This is a genomic window from Mesobacillus subterraneus, assembly GCF_020524355.2.
Taxonomy (GTDB): Bacteria; Bacillota; Bacilli; order Bacillales; family Cytobacillaceae; genus Mesobacillus; species Mesobacillus subterraneus_C.
Genome location: NZ_CP129019.1, coordinates 2,520,382 through 2,536,770, shown reverse-complemented (window position 1 = coordinate 2,536,770; position 16,389 = coordinate 2,520,382). Strand labels below are relative to the sequence as shown.

General features: G+C 43.2%; 12 protein-coding genes and 5 pseudogenes. 16 read left to right on the top strand and 1 reads right to left on the bottom strand.

Going from position 1 to position 16,389, the window contains the following annotated elements:
* Positions 1–131 precede the first annotated feature (131 nt).
* The 11 genes and pseudogenes from def (at position 132) to LC048_RS13115 (ending at position 9,411) form a co-directional block, all read left to right on the top strand.
* Positions 132–617: a peptide deformylase gene (gene def, locus LC048_RS13165; protein ID WP_226600565.1), complete on the top strand. Its 486-nt coding sequence runs from the start codon at positions 132–134 to the stop codon at positions 615–617.
* Positions 614–1,567: a methionyl-tRNA formyltransferase gene (gene fmt, locus LC048_RS13160; RefSeq protein ID WP_226600566.1), complete on the top strand. Its 954-nt coding sequence runs from the start codon at positions 614–616 to the stop codon at positions 1,565–1,567. The genes def and fmt overlap by 4 nt, the downstream gene beginning before the upstream one ends.
* A pseudogene (gene rsmB, locus LC048_RS13155) lies at positions 1,560–2,910 on the top strand (16S rRNA (cytosine(967)-C(5))-methyltransferase RsmB). Before fmt ends, rsmB begins: the two are co-directional and overlap by 8 nt.
* A 1-nt stretch (position 2,911) precedes the next feature.
* Positions 2,912–4,003, top strand: coding sequence for a dual-specificity RNA methyltransferase RlmN (gene rlmN, locus LC048_RS13150; RefSeq protein ID WP_226600568.1), 1,092 nt, complete (start codon positions 2,912–2,914; stop codon positions 4,001–4,003).
* Positions 4,004–4,007: 4 nt separating this feature from the next.
* Positions 4,008–4,760, top strand: coding sequence for a Stp1/IreP family PP2C-type Ser/Thr phosphatase (locus LC048_RS13145; RefSeq protein ID WP_226600569.1), 753 nt, complete (start codon positions 4,008–4,010; stop codon positions 4,758–4,760).
* Between the two features lie 5 nt (positions 4,761–4,765).
* Positions 4,766–6,712 carry a Stk1 family PASTA domain-containing Ser/Thr kinase gene (gene pknB / locus LC048_RS13140; RefSeq protein ID WP_226600570.1) on the top strand — a complete coding sequence of 649 codons (1,947 nt, stop codon included), beginning with the start codon at positions 4,766–4,768 and terminating at the stop codon, positions 6,710–6,712.
* Between the two features lie 18 nt (positions 6,713–6,730).
* Positions 6,731–7,613: pseudogene (gene rsgA, locus LC048_RS13135) on the top strand (ribosome small subunit-dependent GTPase A).
* 3 nt (positions 7,614–7,616) lie between these two features.
* A pseudogene (rpe, locus tag LC048_RS13130) lies at positions 7,617–8,262 on the top strand (ribulose-phosphate 3-epimerase).
* 80 nt (positions 8,263–8,342) lie between these two features.
* Positions 8,343–8,990 carry a thiamine diphosphokinase gene (locus tag LC048_RS13125; protein WP_226600573.1) on the top strand — a complete coding sequence of 216 codons (648 nt, stop codon included), beginning with the start codon at positions 8,343–8,345 and terminating at the stop codon, positions 8,988–8,990.
* Between the two features lie 137 nt (positions 8,991–9,127).
* Positions 9,128–9,208, top strand: coding sequence for a stage V sporulation protein SpoVM (spoVM, locus tag LC048_RS13120; protein WP_023614935.1), 81 nt, complete (start codon positions 9,128–9,130; stop codon positions 9,206–9,208).
* Positions 9,209–9,285: 77 nt separating this feature from the next.
* A complete protein-coding gene (locus LC048_RS13115) occupies positions 9,286–9,411 on the top strand; it encodes a hypothetical protein (protein ID WP_264188162.1) in 126 nt (41 codons plus the stop codon).
* Positions 9,412–9,621: 210 nt separating this feature from the next.
* Here LC048_RS13115 and rpmB read toward each other — a convergent pair whose 3' ends face one another.
* The gene (gene rpmB / locus LC048_RS13110) at positions 9,622–9,810 is read right to left on the bottom strand and encodes a 50S ribosomal protein L28 (RefSeq protein WP_213366849.1); all 189 of its coding nucleotides are present in this window, start codon (positions 9,808–9,810) and stop codon (positions 9,622–9,624) included.
* A gap of 293 nt (positions 9,811–10,103) precedes the next feature.
* Here rpmB and LC048_RS13105 point away from each other — a divergent pair.
* From LC048_RS13105 to plsX, 5 genes and pseudogenes are all read left to right on the top strand, one after another.
* Positions 10,104–10,467 (top strand): annotated as a pseudogene (locus tag LC048_RS13105) (Asp23/Gls24 family envelope stress response protein).
* 15 nt (positions 10,468–10,482) lie between these two features.
* Entirely contained in the window at positions 10,483–12,153 is a 1,671-nt protein-coding gene (locus LC048_RS13100; RefSeq protein ID WP_226600574.1) for a DAK2 domain-containing protein, read from the top strand.
* 260 nt (positions 12,154–12,413) lie between these two features.
* Positions 12,414–14,537 (top strand): annotated as a pseudogene (gene recG / locus LC048_RS13095) (ATP-dependent DNA helicase RecG); the annotation flags it as partial.
* 261 nt (positions 14,538–14,798) lie between these two features.
* Positions 14,799–15,368, top strand: coding sequence for a transcription factor FapR (fapR, locus tag LC048_RS13090; RefSeq protein ID WP_226600576.1), 570 nt, complete (start codon positions 14,799–14,801; stop codon positions 15,366–15,368).
* Positions 15,369–15,381: 13 nt separating this feature from the next.
* Positions 15,382–16,365, top strand: a complete 984-nt coding sequence (gene plsX / locus LC048_RS13085; protein ID WP_226600577.1) for a phosphate acyltransferase PlsX — start codon at positions 15,382–15,384, stop codon at positions 16,363–16,365.
* Positions 16,366–16,389: the final 24 nt, after the last annotated feature.

The window sequence follows — 16,389 nt, the reverse complement described above, 5'->3', positions numbered from 1 at the left end:
AGCTTTTTTGCATCGATTGCTGCTTTCAATAGCAATAAAGTTTATGGAATGAGCTTTCAGGAAAGTTTACGATAAAAGATGATTGAACAAGCTAATACTACTATTTAAATGGATTTATTGGAGGATTTATTTTGGCAGTAAGAAAAATAGTTAATTACCCAGCAGACATTTTGGAGCAGGAATGCGATAAGGTTACAGTTTTTGATAAAAAATTGGCAAAGCTGCTGGATGATATGTATGATACAATGATTGAATTTGATGGTGTCGGCCTGGCCGCCCCTCAGATAGATATAAAGAAACAGATTGCGATTGTCGATATTGATGATGAGCACGGTACGATTGAATTGATCAACCCTGTGATTCTCGAAACTCGCGGCGAGCAGACTGGACCTGAAGGATGCTTAAGTTTTCCGGGATTATACGGAGAGGTCACTCGCCCGAACTATGTGAAGGTAAAGGCACAGGATCGTAAAGGCAAAAGCTATGAATTAGAAGCAGAGGAGTTTTTGGCAAGAGCGATTCTTCATGAAATTGACCATCTGCACGGTGTGTTATTCACCACTAAGGTGTCAAGATATATCGAAGAAGCTGATTTAGAGGAGTTGAACCAGGAATGACAAAAATCGTATTTATGGGGACTCCGGACTTTTCTGTACCGGTTTTGAGAAGATTGGTCGACGAAGGCTATGACGTCATAGGAGTTGTTACCCAGCCCGACCGCCCAGTTGGAAGAAAAAGAGTCCTGACTCCGCCTCCTGTAAAAGCAGAAGCGCTGAAAAACGGTATCCCGGTTTATCAGCCAGAGAAAATCCGCCAGCAGGAAGAGCTGGATAAAATCCTGGCTCTTGAACCAGATTTAATTGTCACTGCTGCGTTTGGACAAATCTTACCCAATCAGCTCCTTGAGGCACCGAAGTATGGCTGTATCAATGTCCATGCATCCCTTCTGCCAGAGCTTCGCGGTGGTGCACCAATTCACTATGCCATCATTGAAGGAAAAGAGAAAACAGGAATAACCATCATGTATATGGTTGAAAAACTTGATGCTGGCGATATCCTGACTCAGGTGGAAGTACCAATTACCGAAACAGATACAGTTGGATCATTGCATGATAAGATGAGCGCCGCCGGTGCAGACCTCTTGTCAGAGACGCTTCCAAAGTTGTTAAAAGGAGAAATCAATCCTGTACCTCAAAATAATGAAGAAGCAACATTTGCCTGGAACATCAAGCGCGATCAGGAAAAAATCGATTGGAACAGAACCGGCACCGATATATATAACCATATCCGCGGCATGAATCCCTGGCCGGTTGCCTATACCACTATGGATGGATTGGTAATGAAGCTATGGAGTGCCGAAAAAGCTAGCTATGAAGGAAGCGACCAACCTGGTACGATCGTCAACGTTGAAGAAGATGGTTTTGTTGTTGCAACGGGTGATGAAACGGCAATAAAAATCACCGAGCTTCAGCCAGCCGGCAAGAAAAAGATGGATGCGAAGCAATTCTTGCGTGGAGCTGGGGCAAACTTAGAGCCTGGTGTTAAGTTAGGAGACATCAATGAGTAAAAAGAAAAATGTAAGAGATACAGCATTGCAGCTCCTTGAAACAATAGAAAAGAATCAGGCGTACAGCAATCTGCTATTAAATAGCGCGATTGAAAAAAATGAAATCAATCCGATCGATGTCGGGCTGCTGACAGAATTGGTATACGGCACGCTTCAGCGCAAAATGACCATCGATTTTTACCTAAAGCCTTTTATTGAGAAAAACAAAAAGCTTCAAAGCTGGGTTATCAATCTGCTTCGCATGACAGTTTACCAGATGGTTTACCTGGATAAGATACCCGAAAGAGCTGCTATATATGAAGCGGTTGAAATTGCAAAACGCAGAGGGCACAAAGGCATTGCAAGTCTTGTAAATGGTGTGCTTAGAAGCATACAGAGAAATGGTTTGCCTTCACTTGATTCAATCACAGATCCTGCTGAAAGAATTTCAATTGAGACGAGCCATCCTTTGTGGCTTGTCACAAGGTGGGTAAATCAATTCGGTGTGGAAGTAACCAGGGAAATGTGTGAGGTCAATTTAACTGCTCCTCTTCAGACAGGCAGGGTGAATTTGACGAGAATCTCACGGGATGAGTGCCTTGATCTTCTTGAGGAGGAAGGATTTGAAGTAGAACCAAGTCCGATTCTCCCTGAAGCAATCAAGTGCCTGCGAAGGCAACCTGGCTTCATCAAAAGCATTCAAGTATGGTTTGTTAACTATCCAGGATGAGAGTTCGATGCTGGTTGCACATGCTTTGGGAATCAAAGAAGAAGAAGTGATTCTTGATGCCTGTGCAGCACCGGGTGGGAAGACTACTCATATCGCCGAGAAGCTGGCCAATAGTGGGAAAGTAATATCACTGGACCTCCATGAGCATAAGGTAAAGTTAATTTCCGACAACGCTGAACGTCTTGGCCTCGAAAATATCGAAGCCCAAAAAATGGACAGCCGCCAGGCAGCGGAACAATTTGAGAAACAGTCGATTGACCGGGTTTTGCTGGATGCTCCTTGCTCCGGGCTTGGTGTAATGAGACGTAAGCCGGATATGAAGTATACTAAAAAAGAACAAGACTTATCTCAGCTGCAGACTATACAGCTAAGCTTGCTTGAATCGGTCGCCCCTCTTTTAAAAGCTGGAGGTACACTAGTATATAGTACCTGTACAGTTGATCGTGAAGAAAACCAGGAAGTAATTGAAAGATTTTTACAGAAGCATCCCGAATTCGAAGGAGACACTTCATTTGCAGAAAGAATGCCTGAGGCAATCAGACCCTTAATAAATGGCTATGATGTGCAAGTATTTCCGCAAGATTTTGGCTCTGATGGATTTTATATTGCTTGTTTAAGAAAGAAGGTGGAATAACATGGAACAAGAAAAAACAACAAGAAATGCAGCAGCAGAAGAGACAGCTAAAAAGTCCATTTATTCCCTTCAGCTTGATGAACTGAAGGACTGGCTGAAGGATCAAGGAGAAAAACCATTCAGGGCAGAACAAGTATTTGACTGGCTTTATAAAAAAAGAGCAGTTTCTTTTGAGGATATGTCCAACCTCTCAAAGACTTTAAGGGACAAGCTTGAAGAGCATTTCGTATTGACTACACTCGATACAATTATTCAGCAGACATCATCAGATGGAACGATCAAGTTCCTATTCGAAATGCATGATGGCAAGTCCATTGAAACCGTACTTATGAGGCATGAGTATGGAAACTCTGTTTGTGTAACCACACAGGTTGGCTGCAGGATTGGCTGCACTTTTTGTGCTTCAACACTTGGCGGTTTAAAAAGGAACCTGGAAGCAGGAGAAATCGTTGCCCAGGTCGTAAAAGTACAACAGGCACTTGATGAAACAGATGAAAGAGTCAGTTCCATTGTCATCATGGGAATCGGTGAACCATTTGATAACTATGACAATATGCTTTCTTTCCTGAAGATCGTCAACCATGAAAAAGGCTTGAATATCGGCGCGCGTCATATTACGGTATCAACAAGCGGAATCATCCCGAAAATTTATCAGTTTGCTGATGAGAATATGCAAATCAACTTTGCAATTTCGCTGCACGCTCCGAATAGCGAACTGCGCAGCAGGCTGATGCCGATCAACCGAGCATATAAGCTTCCAGACCTGATGGATTCAGTCCGCTATTATGTGAACAAGACAGGACGGCGAATCAGCTTTGAATATGGTCTTTTTGGCGGAGTGAATGACCAGGTTGAGCATGCGGAGGAGCTGGCGGATCTGGTTAAGGGCATTAAGTGCCATATTAACCTTATCCCGGTCAACTATGTACCTGAACGTGATTACGTAAGGACACCAAAGAGCCAGATCTTCAAGTTTGAGCGTACACTTCGCGACCGTGGAGTGAATGTGACAATAAGAAGAGAACAAGGGCATGATATTGAAGCAGCTTGCGGACAACTTCGGGCGAAAGAAAGAAAAGAAGAGACGAGGTGACAAGATGAAAGCTGTTTTCATGACAGACAGGGGAAAAGTCCGCCTGCATAATGAAGACAATGGAGGCATCTTTGTTAATCCTCACGGTCAGCGCCTTGCCATCGTAGCAGATGGCATGGGCGGCCACCGTGCAGGGGATGTTGCCAGTGAAATGACAACCAATCATTTAAAAAATCTATGGGAAAGTTCATCACAGATACATACAGCAGAAGAAGCAGAAAAATGGATGAATGAAGCGGTTTTGCAAGTTAACAAGGAAATATTCGAGCACTCTATGAAAAACACCGAATGTGAAGGCATGGGCACGACGATCGTCGCAGCCATTTGTACGAATCTGTTCGCAACCATCGTAAATATAGGGGACAGTCGTTGTTATTTATTAAACGAATCGGGATTCAAACAGCTGACTGAGGATCACTCTCTTGTTAACGAACTCGTTCGTTCTGGTCAAATTTCCAGAGAAGATGCAGAGCATCACCCGCGGAAAAATGTCCTTCTAAGAGCGCTCGGAACTGAAGAGTCGGTTGAAATGGACGTGAAAACAATCATCTTTGAAGAGGAAGATGCATTGCTGCTTTGTTCAGATGGTCTTTCCAATAAAGTAAGCCAGGAAGAAATGGAAAGTGTCATAACTAATAAAGAAATGTCCCTTGAAGATAAGGCAGCAGAATTTATCAAAAGGGCGAACCAAAATGGCGGCGAAGATAATATTACTCTTGCAATCGTCGAATACCAGGAATTCAACGAGGGCAGGTGAAGAATATGATTATCGGAAAAAGAATCAGCGGGCGTTATAAGATCAAGGATATGATTGGCGGCGGAGGCATGGCGAATGTCTACCTTGCCCATGATATGATTCTCGACAGGGATGTAGCAGTCAAGATGCTTCGTCTCGATTTTGCCAATGATGATGAATTCATTCGCAGGTTCCACAGAGAAGCTCAATCTGCAACGAGCCTTGCCCATCCGAATATCGTCAGCATCTATGATGTCGGTGAAGAAGACGGGCTATACTATATTGTGATGGAATATGTCGGTGGACAGACGTTGAAGCAGTACATACAGCAACATGCACCTGTTCCTGTTGAAGAGGCCTTGGACATCATGAAACAGCTTACTTCAGCCATTTCAAATGCCCACCATAACCATATAGTCCACCGGGATATCAAGCCCCACAATATCTTGATCGATAGCAGCGGTACAGTGAAAATTACCGATTTCGGGATTGCGATGGCTTTGAGTGCAACCAGTATTACTCAAACGAATTCAGTGCTGGGATCTGTTCATTACCTTTCACCTGAACAAGCAAGAGGCGGCATGGCAAATAAGAAATCGGATATTTATTCGATTGGGATAGTCATGTTCGAGTTGCTCACCGGCAGGCTGCCATTTTCAGGTGAATCCGCTGTATCCATTGCTCTGAAACATTTGCAGTCTGAAACTCCTTCATTAAAAAGGTGGAATCCGCAAATTCCTCAAAGCGTTGAGAATATTGTCCTCAAGGCAACTGCGAAGGATCCATTCCATCGCTATGATAATGTCGATGAAATGGAAGATGATTTGCGGACAGCTCTTGACTCTAAACGCTTGAATGAAGGAAAGTTCGTCATACCGGAAGACCATGATGCAACAAAAGCGATACCAATCATAACGAATGACCGACCTTATCATAATCTTGATGAAACAATCGTACGGAAAGATGCTCCTGCCGCACAGGAACCAAATGGAAAGCCTGAAAAAAAGAAGAAAAAGAAATGGCCAATTATCATGACGGTTTTGTTTTTGCTGATCCTGACTGCGGGAATAGTAATGGTGACAATGGGTCCTGACATATTCGGGCCGAAGGAAAAGGAAGTGCCTGATGTTAGTGGCATGGAAGTAGAAGAAGCAGTCGCTGAGCTTAAGTCTGTTGGGTTTATCATTGGAGATAAGAAAGAAATCAGTGATGATGAAGTCGAAGAGGGTAATGTTATCCGCACTAATCCTAAAGCAGGAAAGATGATCAAAGAAGGCAATGAAATCGACTTATACATCAGTACAGGTAAAGAAGCTATGGAATTAGCTGATTATACCGGCAGGAATTACGATGATGTATACGCACTCCTGGAAGGAAAAGGTTTCAAGGATATCGTAAAAAACGAAGAGCATGACGATAGTGAAGCGGGTACCATCCTTGAGCAAAATCCATCTGATGGTGAATCCGTCATTCCTGAGGAGACAACTTTGGAGTTTACGGTTAGCAAGGGACCTGAATTGGTGACGTTGCGTGATCTAAAAGGATACAACCAAGGTAACCTCGATGTATATGAAGAAACCACTGGCCTGATCATTGAGAGAACTGAGGCTTTTCATGATACGGTGCAAGCCGGGTCGGTCATTTCCCAAAAACCTGAAGCAGGTACTCAACTGCCTCCAGGGAGTAAGGTAAGTGTTGTTATTTCGAAAGGAAAGGAACGAGTTCCTAAAGAAAAAACACTAGAAATTCTCGTACCATATCAGCCTACAGAAGAAGGAGTTCCACAGGAAATCAAGATTTACATGACCGACTTAAACCATAATGGAGAAACTCCTATAGACACTATTGAAATTACAGATGACACTACTGTAAGCCTTGAATTTTTAATCGCTCCTGATAAAAAGGCTGAATATAGAATCATGCGAGATGGAGAAATTTTTGATAGTGGCAGCGTTGATTATCCAGAAGACTAACAGACAGGGAGTGTTGCTATGCCTGAGGGCAAAATTATCAAGGCGCTGAGCGGTTTTTATTATGTTGCGAATATTGATGGCGTTGTCCAATGCCGCGGCCGCGGGGTGTTCCGCAAAAACAAGATAACACCTCTTGTAGGAGACGAGGTTGTTTTCCAGGCTGAAAATGACACGGAAGGCTACATCATGGAGGTTAAACCCCGGAAGAATGAGTTAGTACGGCCGCCAATCGCGAATGTAGACCAGGCAATCCTAGTTTTTTCAGCAGTAGAACCCGATTTCAGTACGGCCCCTGCTCGACCGGTTTTTGGTACTTGTTGAATATAATCAAATCGAGCCACTCATCTGCATTACGAAAATGGATTTGACCAGTGAAGAGCAAAAGTCCCGACTTCTGGAATATGCTGAAGATTATCGGAAAGCAGGCTATGAGGTTATTTTTACATCCTCAGAAACTTCAGAGGGCTTGGAAAAATTAAAACCGCATATTGAGGGGAAGATTTCTGTATTTGCCGGTCAGTCAGGAGTTGGCAAGTCATCGCTTCTCAATGCGATTCAGCCAGATCTGGAATTGAAAACCGATGATATTTCTTCACATCTTGGCAGAGGCAAGCATACAACAAGGCATGTCGAGTTGATCACAATCAATAATGGACTAGTTGCAGACACACCTGGTTTCAGTTCTCTCGAATTTACCGACATTGGGGCTGAAGAGTTGAATTCATGCTTCCCTGAGATTGCCGAAATTAGTGAGGATTGCAAATTCCGGGGATGCCTCCATATGGCTGAACCTAAGTGTGCAGTTAAGGAAGCAGTCGATTCTGAAAATCTTCCTGAATACAGGTATTCGCATTATAAGGACTTTTTGTTAGAAATCAAAGATAGAAAGCCGAGGTACTGAAACATGGTGAAAATAGCACCTTCAATTTTATCAGCTGACTTTGCCCGTTTGGGGGATGAAATCAAGGACGTTGAGCGTGGTGGGGCAGATTATATTCATGTGGATGTCATGGATGGTCATTTCGTGCCGAATATTACGATTGGCCCCGCTGATTGTTGAGGCAATCAGGCCAGTCACGAAACTTCCGCTTGATGTCCACCTGATGATCGAGAATCCAGACCAATATATCGAAGCATTTGCTAAAGCTGGAGCCGATTACATTACAGTCCATGTAGAAGCTAGCAGGCATCTGCACAGGACGATCCAGCTAATTAAATCGACTGGTGTAAAGGCAGGGGTTGTCCTGAATCCGGCAACTCCAGTGGATAGCCTGAAGCATATTATCGAGGAGTTGGATATGGTCCTTCTTATGTCCGTCAATCCGGGCTTTGGCGGTCAAAAATTCATTTCTTCTGTAATTCCAAAAATCAGGCAGGTAAAAGAGCTCGCAGATACACTAAACCCTGAACTCGAAATTGAAATTGATGGCGGCGTCAATGAAGAGACCGCTAAATTATGTATTCAAGCAGGAGCAAATGTGCTTGTAGCTGGTTCAGCAGTCTTTAATAAGGAAGACAGAGAAGCTGCAATCGCAAGCTTAAGACCATAAAATAAAGCCAGCCGTAACTTCGGCTGGCTTTATTTAGCATATTGTTCATTTGAATTGGATTTTAAAAGGAGATTGTCTTCATGAAAATAAACTTAGTAGCAGGAGGACCACCAAACCTGATACCCGATTTCACCTCGTATGATGGAAGTAATGTAATCTGGATTGGAATTGATAGAGGAGTATATTTTCTGTTGAAAGCAGGCGTCAAACCGACGGCAGCTTTTGGAGACTTTGATTCAGTTTCAGCAGCTGAGATGGCAGAGATAGAAGCAGTCGTAACCGATCTGAAAAAATTCAAGCCTGAAAAAGATGAGACAGATATGGAACTAGCTTTAAATTGGGCTCTTGAACAAAAGCCAGAATCCATAAAGATCTTTGGCGCAACCGGAGGAAGACTTGACCATTTAATGGCTAATATCCAGCTCCTGGTCAAGCCACTCCAGCAGGGTTCTGAAATCCACATAGAGATTATTGATGAAAAAAACATATTATATGTCAAGAATCCAGGTACCTATACCGTCACCAAGCAGGATGATTTTAAATATGTTTCCTTCCTCCCTGTAACACCAGCAGTCTCTGGCATGACGCTGGAAAATTTTAAATACCCATTAAATGACTGTCATATTCCGATGGGGTCGACACTATGTATTAGTAATGAACTTATTAGAGGTCATGGTACTTTTTCATTTTCTGAAGGCATATTATTAGTTGTAAGGAGCAAGGATTGAAGGTCTTCTTACAGAGCTCTGCTCATGAAATTGAATTCACGGATTCACTTGTAAGGAGCAATTTTTGCATACCCGCGAATATACTATACGGATGCAGAAAGAAGACTGGTTTGCGAGAGATGGTGAGGAGGGACGGTATGAGATTCTATACAATCAAACTGCCTAAGTTTTTAGGTGGCCTCGTACGGGCAATGTTAGGTGCATTTAAAAAGGATTAGAACCGATAACAAAGAATAAGCAAAGAAGGAAAGTATATCAACACTCTTTGGCACCCTGGGAACGGGGTGCTATTATTTTGCAGTCAATTGGGGAGAATGAGCATGAGGATGAAATAAAACAGGGCAGAAAAGAACAAAAAGCGCAAGCGCCTCGTTCAGCCCCGACAAGCGCTGGAGGGCCGACCAGTGAAGTCGTTCTCTGACTTCATTGGGCCGGACCGAAACGTCTCGAGGAGTTAGGAGCCGCAGCAGGACAAGCGACTCGAGGGGCTAGGCGCTAAGCTGGATTAGGAAGACTACACGTAGTTACATTTTTATAATTTCTTAAACAATAAAAAAGGCACCCTCAAGGATGCCGTGCAGTTTCCTGCCGGCCACTGGAGCCAGGCAGAAGGTCTGCAACTTTTTTTTAATTATACGCGTTCAACTTTACCTGATCTTAGAGCTCTTGTAGATACCCAAACACGCTTAGGCTTACCGTCTACAAGAATACGTACTTTTTGAAGGTTAGCACCCCATGTACGCTTGTTAGCGTTCATTGCGTGAGAGCGTGCGTTTCCAGAACGAGTTGATTTACCAGTTACTACACATTTACGTGGCATATGATTTCCCTCCTAACTGACAAAAGCTGAAACTATTTTTTGCTGCAATTATTTGCATATCGTCAGAACTGCGATTTAACAGGATAACCTTTTCTCTGACATACTTTAATAATTTATCATAGAAATTTCTCATTTGCAATAGTTCTGGTGAAAGCTATAAAGAAAAAAACCTTGACATATAGTTGAGATTCTTGCTGAATAATAAAGGGAATGGCAGAATAACTTTAAAAATTGATTGGTTTATAGTAAAATAACTGTAGCATTACGCTATTTTTCCAAAGGGGGAACGAATCATGTCCATCGAGCTAAAAACGAAGTACGGACAAATTGATATATCAAATGACGTCATTGCAACGATTGCGGGCGGCGCAGCAGTCGATTGTTATGGTATTGTCGGGATGGCTTCAAAGAATCAGATCAAGGACGGATTGACAGATATTTTGCGCAGGGAGAATTTCACTCGCGGAGTTATCGTTCGCCAGGAAAACGAAGAAGTACATATCGATATGTATATCATTGTGAGCTATGGGACGAAAATTTCCGAGGTTGCCCACAATGTCCAGTCAAAGGTTAAATACACCCTTGATAAAACTGTAGGGCTGGCTGTTGACTCGGTCAATATTTACGTTCAGGGGAGTTCGTGTAACGAACCCGTAAGAGGAGGAAAGATTTGTGTCTATTAATGTTCTAGACGGAAAACGTTTTGCGGAGATGATCATCCAGGGCGCCAACCATTTGGCGGCCAATGCCAAATATGTCGACGCGCTGAACGTCTTCCCTGTTCCTGATGGTGATACAGGAACAAATATGAATTTATCCATGACTTCCGGTGCCAAGGAAGTAAAGAACAATGTACAAGAGCATATCGGGAAGGTGGGTTCCGCGCTTGCTAAGGGCCTGCTTATGGGAGCAAGAGGAAACTCAGGTGTTATCCTTTCCCAATTATTCCGCGGTTTTGCAAAAGCAATCGAAAATAAGCCAACTGTGAACTCTGTAGAGTTTGCCGCTGCGTTGAATGCCGGTGTTGAAACAGCGTATAAGGCTGTCATGAAACCTGTGGAAGGCACGATTTTAACAGTAGCCAAGGATGCTGCCAAGCATGCTGTAGCTGTTGCCAATAACCATGAAAGCCTTATTGGTTTAATGGAAGAAGTGCTGAAAGAAGCGAAGGCGTCATTAAACCGCACACCTGACTTGCTGCCTGTCCTGAAGGAAGTAGGAGTAGTCGATAGTGGCGGACAGGGTCTTGTATTTGTTTATGAAGGCTTCCTTGCAGAATTAAAGGGCGAAAAGCTTCCAGATTCTCCAACGGCCATGCCGAACATGAATGAGCTTGTCAGCGCTGAACATCATAAGAGCGTCCAGAGCCACATGAATACTGAGGATATCGAATTCGGCTATTGTACTGAATTCATGGTTAGGCTTGAAGGGAAAGAAGCGTTTTCTGAGGAAAATTTCCGCCAGGACTTGAGCAAATATGGGGATTCTCTTCTCGTTATTTCAGATGAAGAGGTTGTAAAGGTACATATCCACTCAGAACAGCCTGGAGAGGTTTTGACATACGGACAAAGGTACGGAAACCTCATTAATATGAAAATTGAAAATATGCGCCAGCAACATACTGATATTGTCGGTGAATCTACTACCCCTCTTCGAACACAGGCAAGTGAGCCAAAGAAAGAAAAGCGGGAATACGGAATCGTTGCTGTCTCAATGGGGTCCGGAATTGCAGAGCTTTTCCGCAGCATTGGTGCCAATGCGGTGATCGAAGGCGGCCAGACAATGAATCCAAGTACAGAGGATATCATTTCGGCAATCAAAGAAGTTAATGCGCGCAAGGTAATCATCCTGCCGAACAACAAAAACATTATCATGGCTGCTGAGCAGGCTGCTGAGGTGGCGGAGGAAGAAGTGGTAGTTATTCCTTCTAAGACTGTTCCTCAGGGAATGACAGCGTTACTATCCTTTAACCCATCAGCTGAAGCTGGTGACAACAAAGAATCAATGACTGATGCCATGCAGCATGTGAAAACGGGCCAGCTAACCTATGCTGTCCGTGATACAAGCATTGACGGTCTTGAAATTTCAACAGGTGATTTCATGGGTCTTGCCGATGGGAAGATCATCTTGAAGGATCAGGATAAAGTCAAGGCTGCCAAGGATCTATTGGATCAGATGCTTGATGAAGACTCTGAAATCCTGACGATCCTCAAAGGTGAAGACGCTTCAGATGAAGAGGTTGATTCAATCGTCGAGTTTGTTGAAAGCAATTACGGCGATGTCGAAGTTGAAGTCCATAATGGAGAACAGCCATTATACGCTTTCATCTTTGCGATTGAATAATTAACTCATCAAACGAAATTCTCTCGCTGGACAAGCGAAATTGTAATATGGTACTAAGAAATAGAAGGGGTCTCCCCTTCTATTTCGTTTTGTATATAAAGAGCTTTTTATAGATTAATGCATGATCTTAGAAAAACTTATTAGCAGTTGTATTTCCCGAAAGTAAGTCACACAGCCGAAAACGGTAAAAGCAGTGATGCTGCATTGCCTGATAAGGAGCTGCGCAGTCAAATAGGGTAAAAAAAGGACTCCAGAAACAGCGTAAGGAGGGGGAGCGGCAACACCGATTGACCAGGGACTGGAGGTCGGAATATTCGGTATACCGCCTGATAATCGTGAACGAACAACTAAAGCAATCAGTAACAGCAGTTAAAGGGATTGGCAATGAAATGGCGGATACTCTGGCAGATATGCACATCAGGACTGTCGGTGACTTGCTTGAGTACTTTCCGTACCGTTACGAGGATTATCGTCTAAAGGACCTGGCGGAAGTCAAGCATGAAGAGCGAGTCACGGTGGAGGGGAAAGTTCACAGTGAACCCTCTGTTGTATATTATGGACGCAAAAAGAACCGTCTTACAGTCAGGCTGCTTGTAGGCCGGTACTTAATTATTGCCACTTTCTTTAATCAGCCGTATTTAAAGCAAAAAATAACTGTTGGAGAAACCATCACTGTTACCGGTAAATGGGATCAGCACAGGCAGACGATTACCGCTACTCAAATGACGGTGGGGGAGCAATCGAAAAGTCAGGATTTTGAACCTGTTTATGCAGTGAAAGGGAAAATGACCGTAAAAACGGTCAGAAGGCTGATTAAGCATGCATTTTCCCAATTCAGCCATGAAATAGCTGAAATCCTTCCACCCGAGCTATTGCAGAAATATAAGTTGATTAATCGTAGAGATGCATTAAGGATCATGCATTTCCCATCAACATCTGATGAAATGAAGCAGGCGAGGAGAAGATTTGTTTACGAGGAGTTTCTCTTATTTCAGCTTAAAATGCAGTCGTTGAGGAAGCTGGAACGTGAACAGAGTCCGGGAATTGCGATTTCATATGAATTAGACAACCTGAAGGCGTTCATCACAGGGCTGCCTTTTCCATTAACAGGGGCACAAAAACGAGTGGTAAATGAAATCCTTGGTGACATGAAGTCACCTTACCGAATGAATCGTCTCCTTCAAGGCGATGTGGGCTCAGGTAAAACAGTAGTTGCTGCGATCGCCCTCTATGCAGCAAAGTCCGCTGGTTATCAAGGTGCATTAATGGTCCCGACCGAAATCTTGGCTGAACAGCATTCGCAGTCACTAACACATCTGCTTGAGCCGTTTGGAATAACAGTTGCTTTGCTGACAAGCTCTGTTAAAGGTAAGCGAAGAAGAGAGATGCTCGAACAGCTAAAACTTGGTGAAATAGACGTATTGATTGGAACACATGCGTTGATTCAGGATGAAGTGGATTTTCAAAACCTCGGTCTCGTCATCACGGACGAACAACACCGTTTTGGCGTTGAACAAAGACGAGTTCTTCGGGAAAAAGGGGAAAACCCTGATGTTCTGTTCATGACTGCGACTCCAATACCAAGAACTTTGGCAATTACCGTATTCGGTGAAATGGATGTCTCTGTGATCGACGAAATGCCTGCAGGTCGTAAAACGATTGAAACATATTGGGCCAAACATGAGATGCTTGAGCGGGTACTGGCCTTCATGGAAAAAGAACTCTCAAAAGGAAGACAGGCCTATGTGATTTGTCCCCTTATTGAGGAGTCTGATAAGCTGGACGTTCAGAATGCAATCGATGTTCATAGTACACTGAGTTTTTATTTTAAAGAACGTTTCAAGGTAGGTCTTATGCACGGACGTCTTCATTCAGATGAGAAAGACCAGGTAATGAAGGCCTTCAGTGAAAATGAAGTGCAAGTCCTTGTTTCGACTACAGTTGTTGAGGTAGGAGTCAATGTCCCGAATGCTACTGTCATGCTCATTTATGACGCTGAGAGATTCGGTCTTGCACAGCTGCATCAGTTAAGAGGAAGGGTCGGCCGTGGCAGTGACCAATCGTACTGTCTATTGCTTGCAGATCCTAAAAGCGAAGTCGGTAAAGAGCGAATGAAAATAATGTCCGAAACGAATGATGGATTTGTTCTTAGTGAAAAGGATTTAGAGCTCCGAGGTCCAGGAGACTTCTTTGGTAAAAAGCAAAGCGGTCTGCCAGAATTCAAGGTAGCAGATATGGTCCATGATTACCGTGCGCTAGAAACAGCAAGGAATGACGCGACCTTGCTAGTCCAGTCAGAAGCTTTCTGGCAGGGTGAAAAATATAGAATGTTGCGGGAGTATCTAGCGGAAACGGGTGCTCTTGCCAATGAGAAACTGGATTGATCTGACTGAATCTACATTCACTATTACAAGATTCATAGCATGAACGAAAGCAGATTCAGTTTTGAATCTGCTTTCGTTCATTTAGCTGAATTAGTAAGTTTGAATTTTTTCACTTAGATGAGTGTTTAGCTGCGGGTTCTAACTGATAGAGACCAATTCTAGTGTCACCTCAGCAATGCTATTTTTTTCTTGCATTCTTTTTTTATAATATATATACTACTATTAGTACCTAGTCTTAATAGCTCGGGCGGTGTTAAATATATGAAACGCAACAAAAGAGAACGGCAGTCCATGTTGACTGAAACGATAAAAGAAAATCCTTTTATAACGGATGAAGAACTGGCCGAAAAATTTACTGTCAGCATCCAGACGATAAGGCTGGATAGACTGGAATTATCTATTCCTGAGTTAAGGGAAAGAATAAAGAACGTGGCAGAAAAACGTTTTGAAGATGAAGTCCGTTCATTACCCCTTGAAGAAGTTATTGGAGAAATCATAGATATTGAACTTGACCAAAGTGCTATATCAATACTTGATATAAAAAGTGAACATGTATTTAAACGAAATAAAATTGCCAGGGGACACCATTTGTTTGCGCAAGCGAATTCGTTGGCGGTTGCAGTTATAAATGATGAACTGGCATTGACAGCTAAAGCGAATATACAATTCACAAGATCGGTAAAAGAAGGTGAACGGGTAATAGCCAAAGCGAGAGTCGAGAAAATCGATGATGACAATGGCCGGACCCATGTTGAAGTGAAGAGTTTTGTGAACAATGAACTTGTTTTTAAAGGTGAATTTGAAATGTACCGTTCAAAAAATGAAAAGTAAGGGATGAAATGCGATGAGGCTAGCAGTAGATGCGATGGGCGGAGACAATGCACCAAAAGAAATCGTCCTCGGAGCAATGAAAGCAATAGAAAAATATAGTGACATACATATCGTGCTTATTGGCGACGAAAGTAAAATTAGAGATCATTTGACGAATGAAGAGAGGATTGAAATTCTTCATACAGAAGAAGTGATTCTCGGGACCGATGAACCTGTCAGAGCAGTGCGCCGAAAGAAAACCGCATCAATGGTGCTTGCAGCCCAACTAGTTGCAGACGGAAAAGCAGACGCATGCATTTCTGCTGGCAATACAGGAGCATTGATGGCTGCCGGTTTGTTCGTAGTCGGAAGAATAGAAGGGATTGAGAGACCAGCCCTTGCACCAACTCTTCCCACTATTGGAGGAGAAGGCTTCCTGCTGCTTGATGTCGGAGCTAACGCTGATGCTAAGCCGGAACATCTCGTCCAGTATGCAATCATGGGCTCCATTTACAGTGAGAAGGCAAGAGGAATCGCAAATCCGCGTGTTGGCCTGTTGAATATTGGCACAGAAGAGAAGAAGGGCAACGAGCTTGTAAGGAACACATATGAATTGTTGAAAGATACAGACATCAACTTCATAGGCAATGTGGAATCAAGGGACTTGCTTGATGGAGTCGCGGATGTTGTAGTGGCAGATGGCTTTACCGGAAATATGGTCCTGAAGACGATTGAAGGTACAGCGATGTCGGTGTTTAAGATGCTTAAATCGGCTTTGACATCCAGTTTTAAAAGCAAGATGGCTGCCGCTGTTCTAAAACCGGACTTGGCAGTGCTCAAAAATAAAATGGATTACACAGAATATGGGGGTGCTGGTCTTTTCGGCCTTAAGGCTCCTGTTATTAAAGCTCATGGATCTTCTGACGCAAATGCAGTGTTTAATTCGATTCGACAGGCGAGAGAAATGGTTGAAAAGGATGTTTCCGGAACAATCAAAACTGCAGTAGAAAAAAGATAAAACAAAAAGTATTTGAATGTATGA

Bases quoted from the DNA above. Each gene is read 5' to 3' on its own strand.
- fapR (WP_226600576.1), top strand. From the start codon at position 14,799: ATGAAACGCAACAAAAGAGAACGGCAGTCCATGTTGACTGAAACGATA.
- pknB (WP_226600570.1), top strand. From the start codon at position 4,766: ATGATTATCGGAAAAAGAATCAGCGGGCGTTATAAGATCAAGGATATG.
- rlmN (WP_226600568.1), top strand. From the start codon at position 2,912: ATGGAACAAGAAAAAACAACAAGAAATGCAGCAGCAGAAGAGACAGCT.
- plsX (WP_226600577.1), top strand. From the start codon at position 15,382: ATGAGGCTAGCAGTAGATGCGATGGGCGGAGACAATGCACCAAAAGAA.
- LC048_RS13125 (WP_226600573.1), top strand. From the start codon at position 8,343: ATGAAAATAAACTTAGTAGCAGGAGGACCACCAAACCTGATACCCGAT.
- LC048_RS13145 (WP_226600569.1), top strand. From the start codon at position 4,008: ATGAAAGCTGTTTTCATGACAGACAGGGGAAAAGTCCGCCTGCATAAT.
- rpmB (WP_213366849.1), bottom strand. From the start codon at position 9,810: ATGCCACGTAAATGTGTAGTAACTGGTAAATCAACTCGTTCTGGAAAC.
- fmt (WP_226600566.1), top strand. From the start codon at position 614: ATGACAAAAATCGTATTTATGGGGACTCCGGACTTTTCTGTACCGGTT.
- spoVM (WP_023614935.1), top strand. From the start codon at position 9,128: ATGAGATTCTATACAATCAAACTGCCTAAGTTTTTAGGTGGCCTCGTA.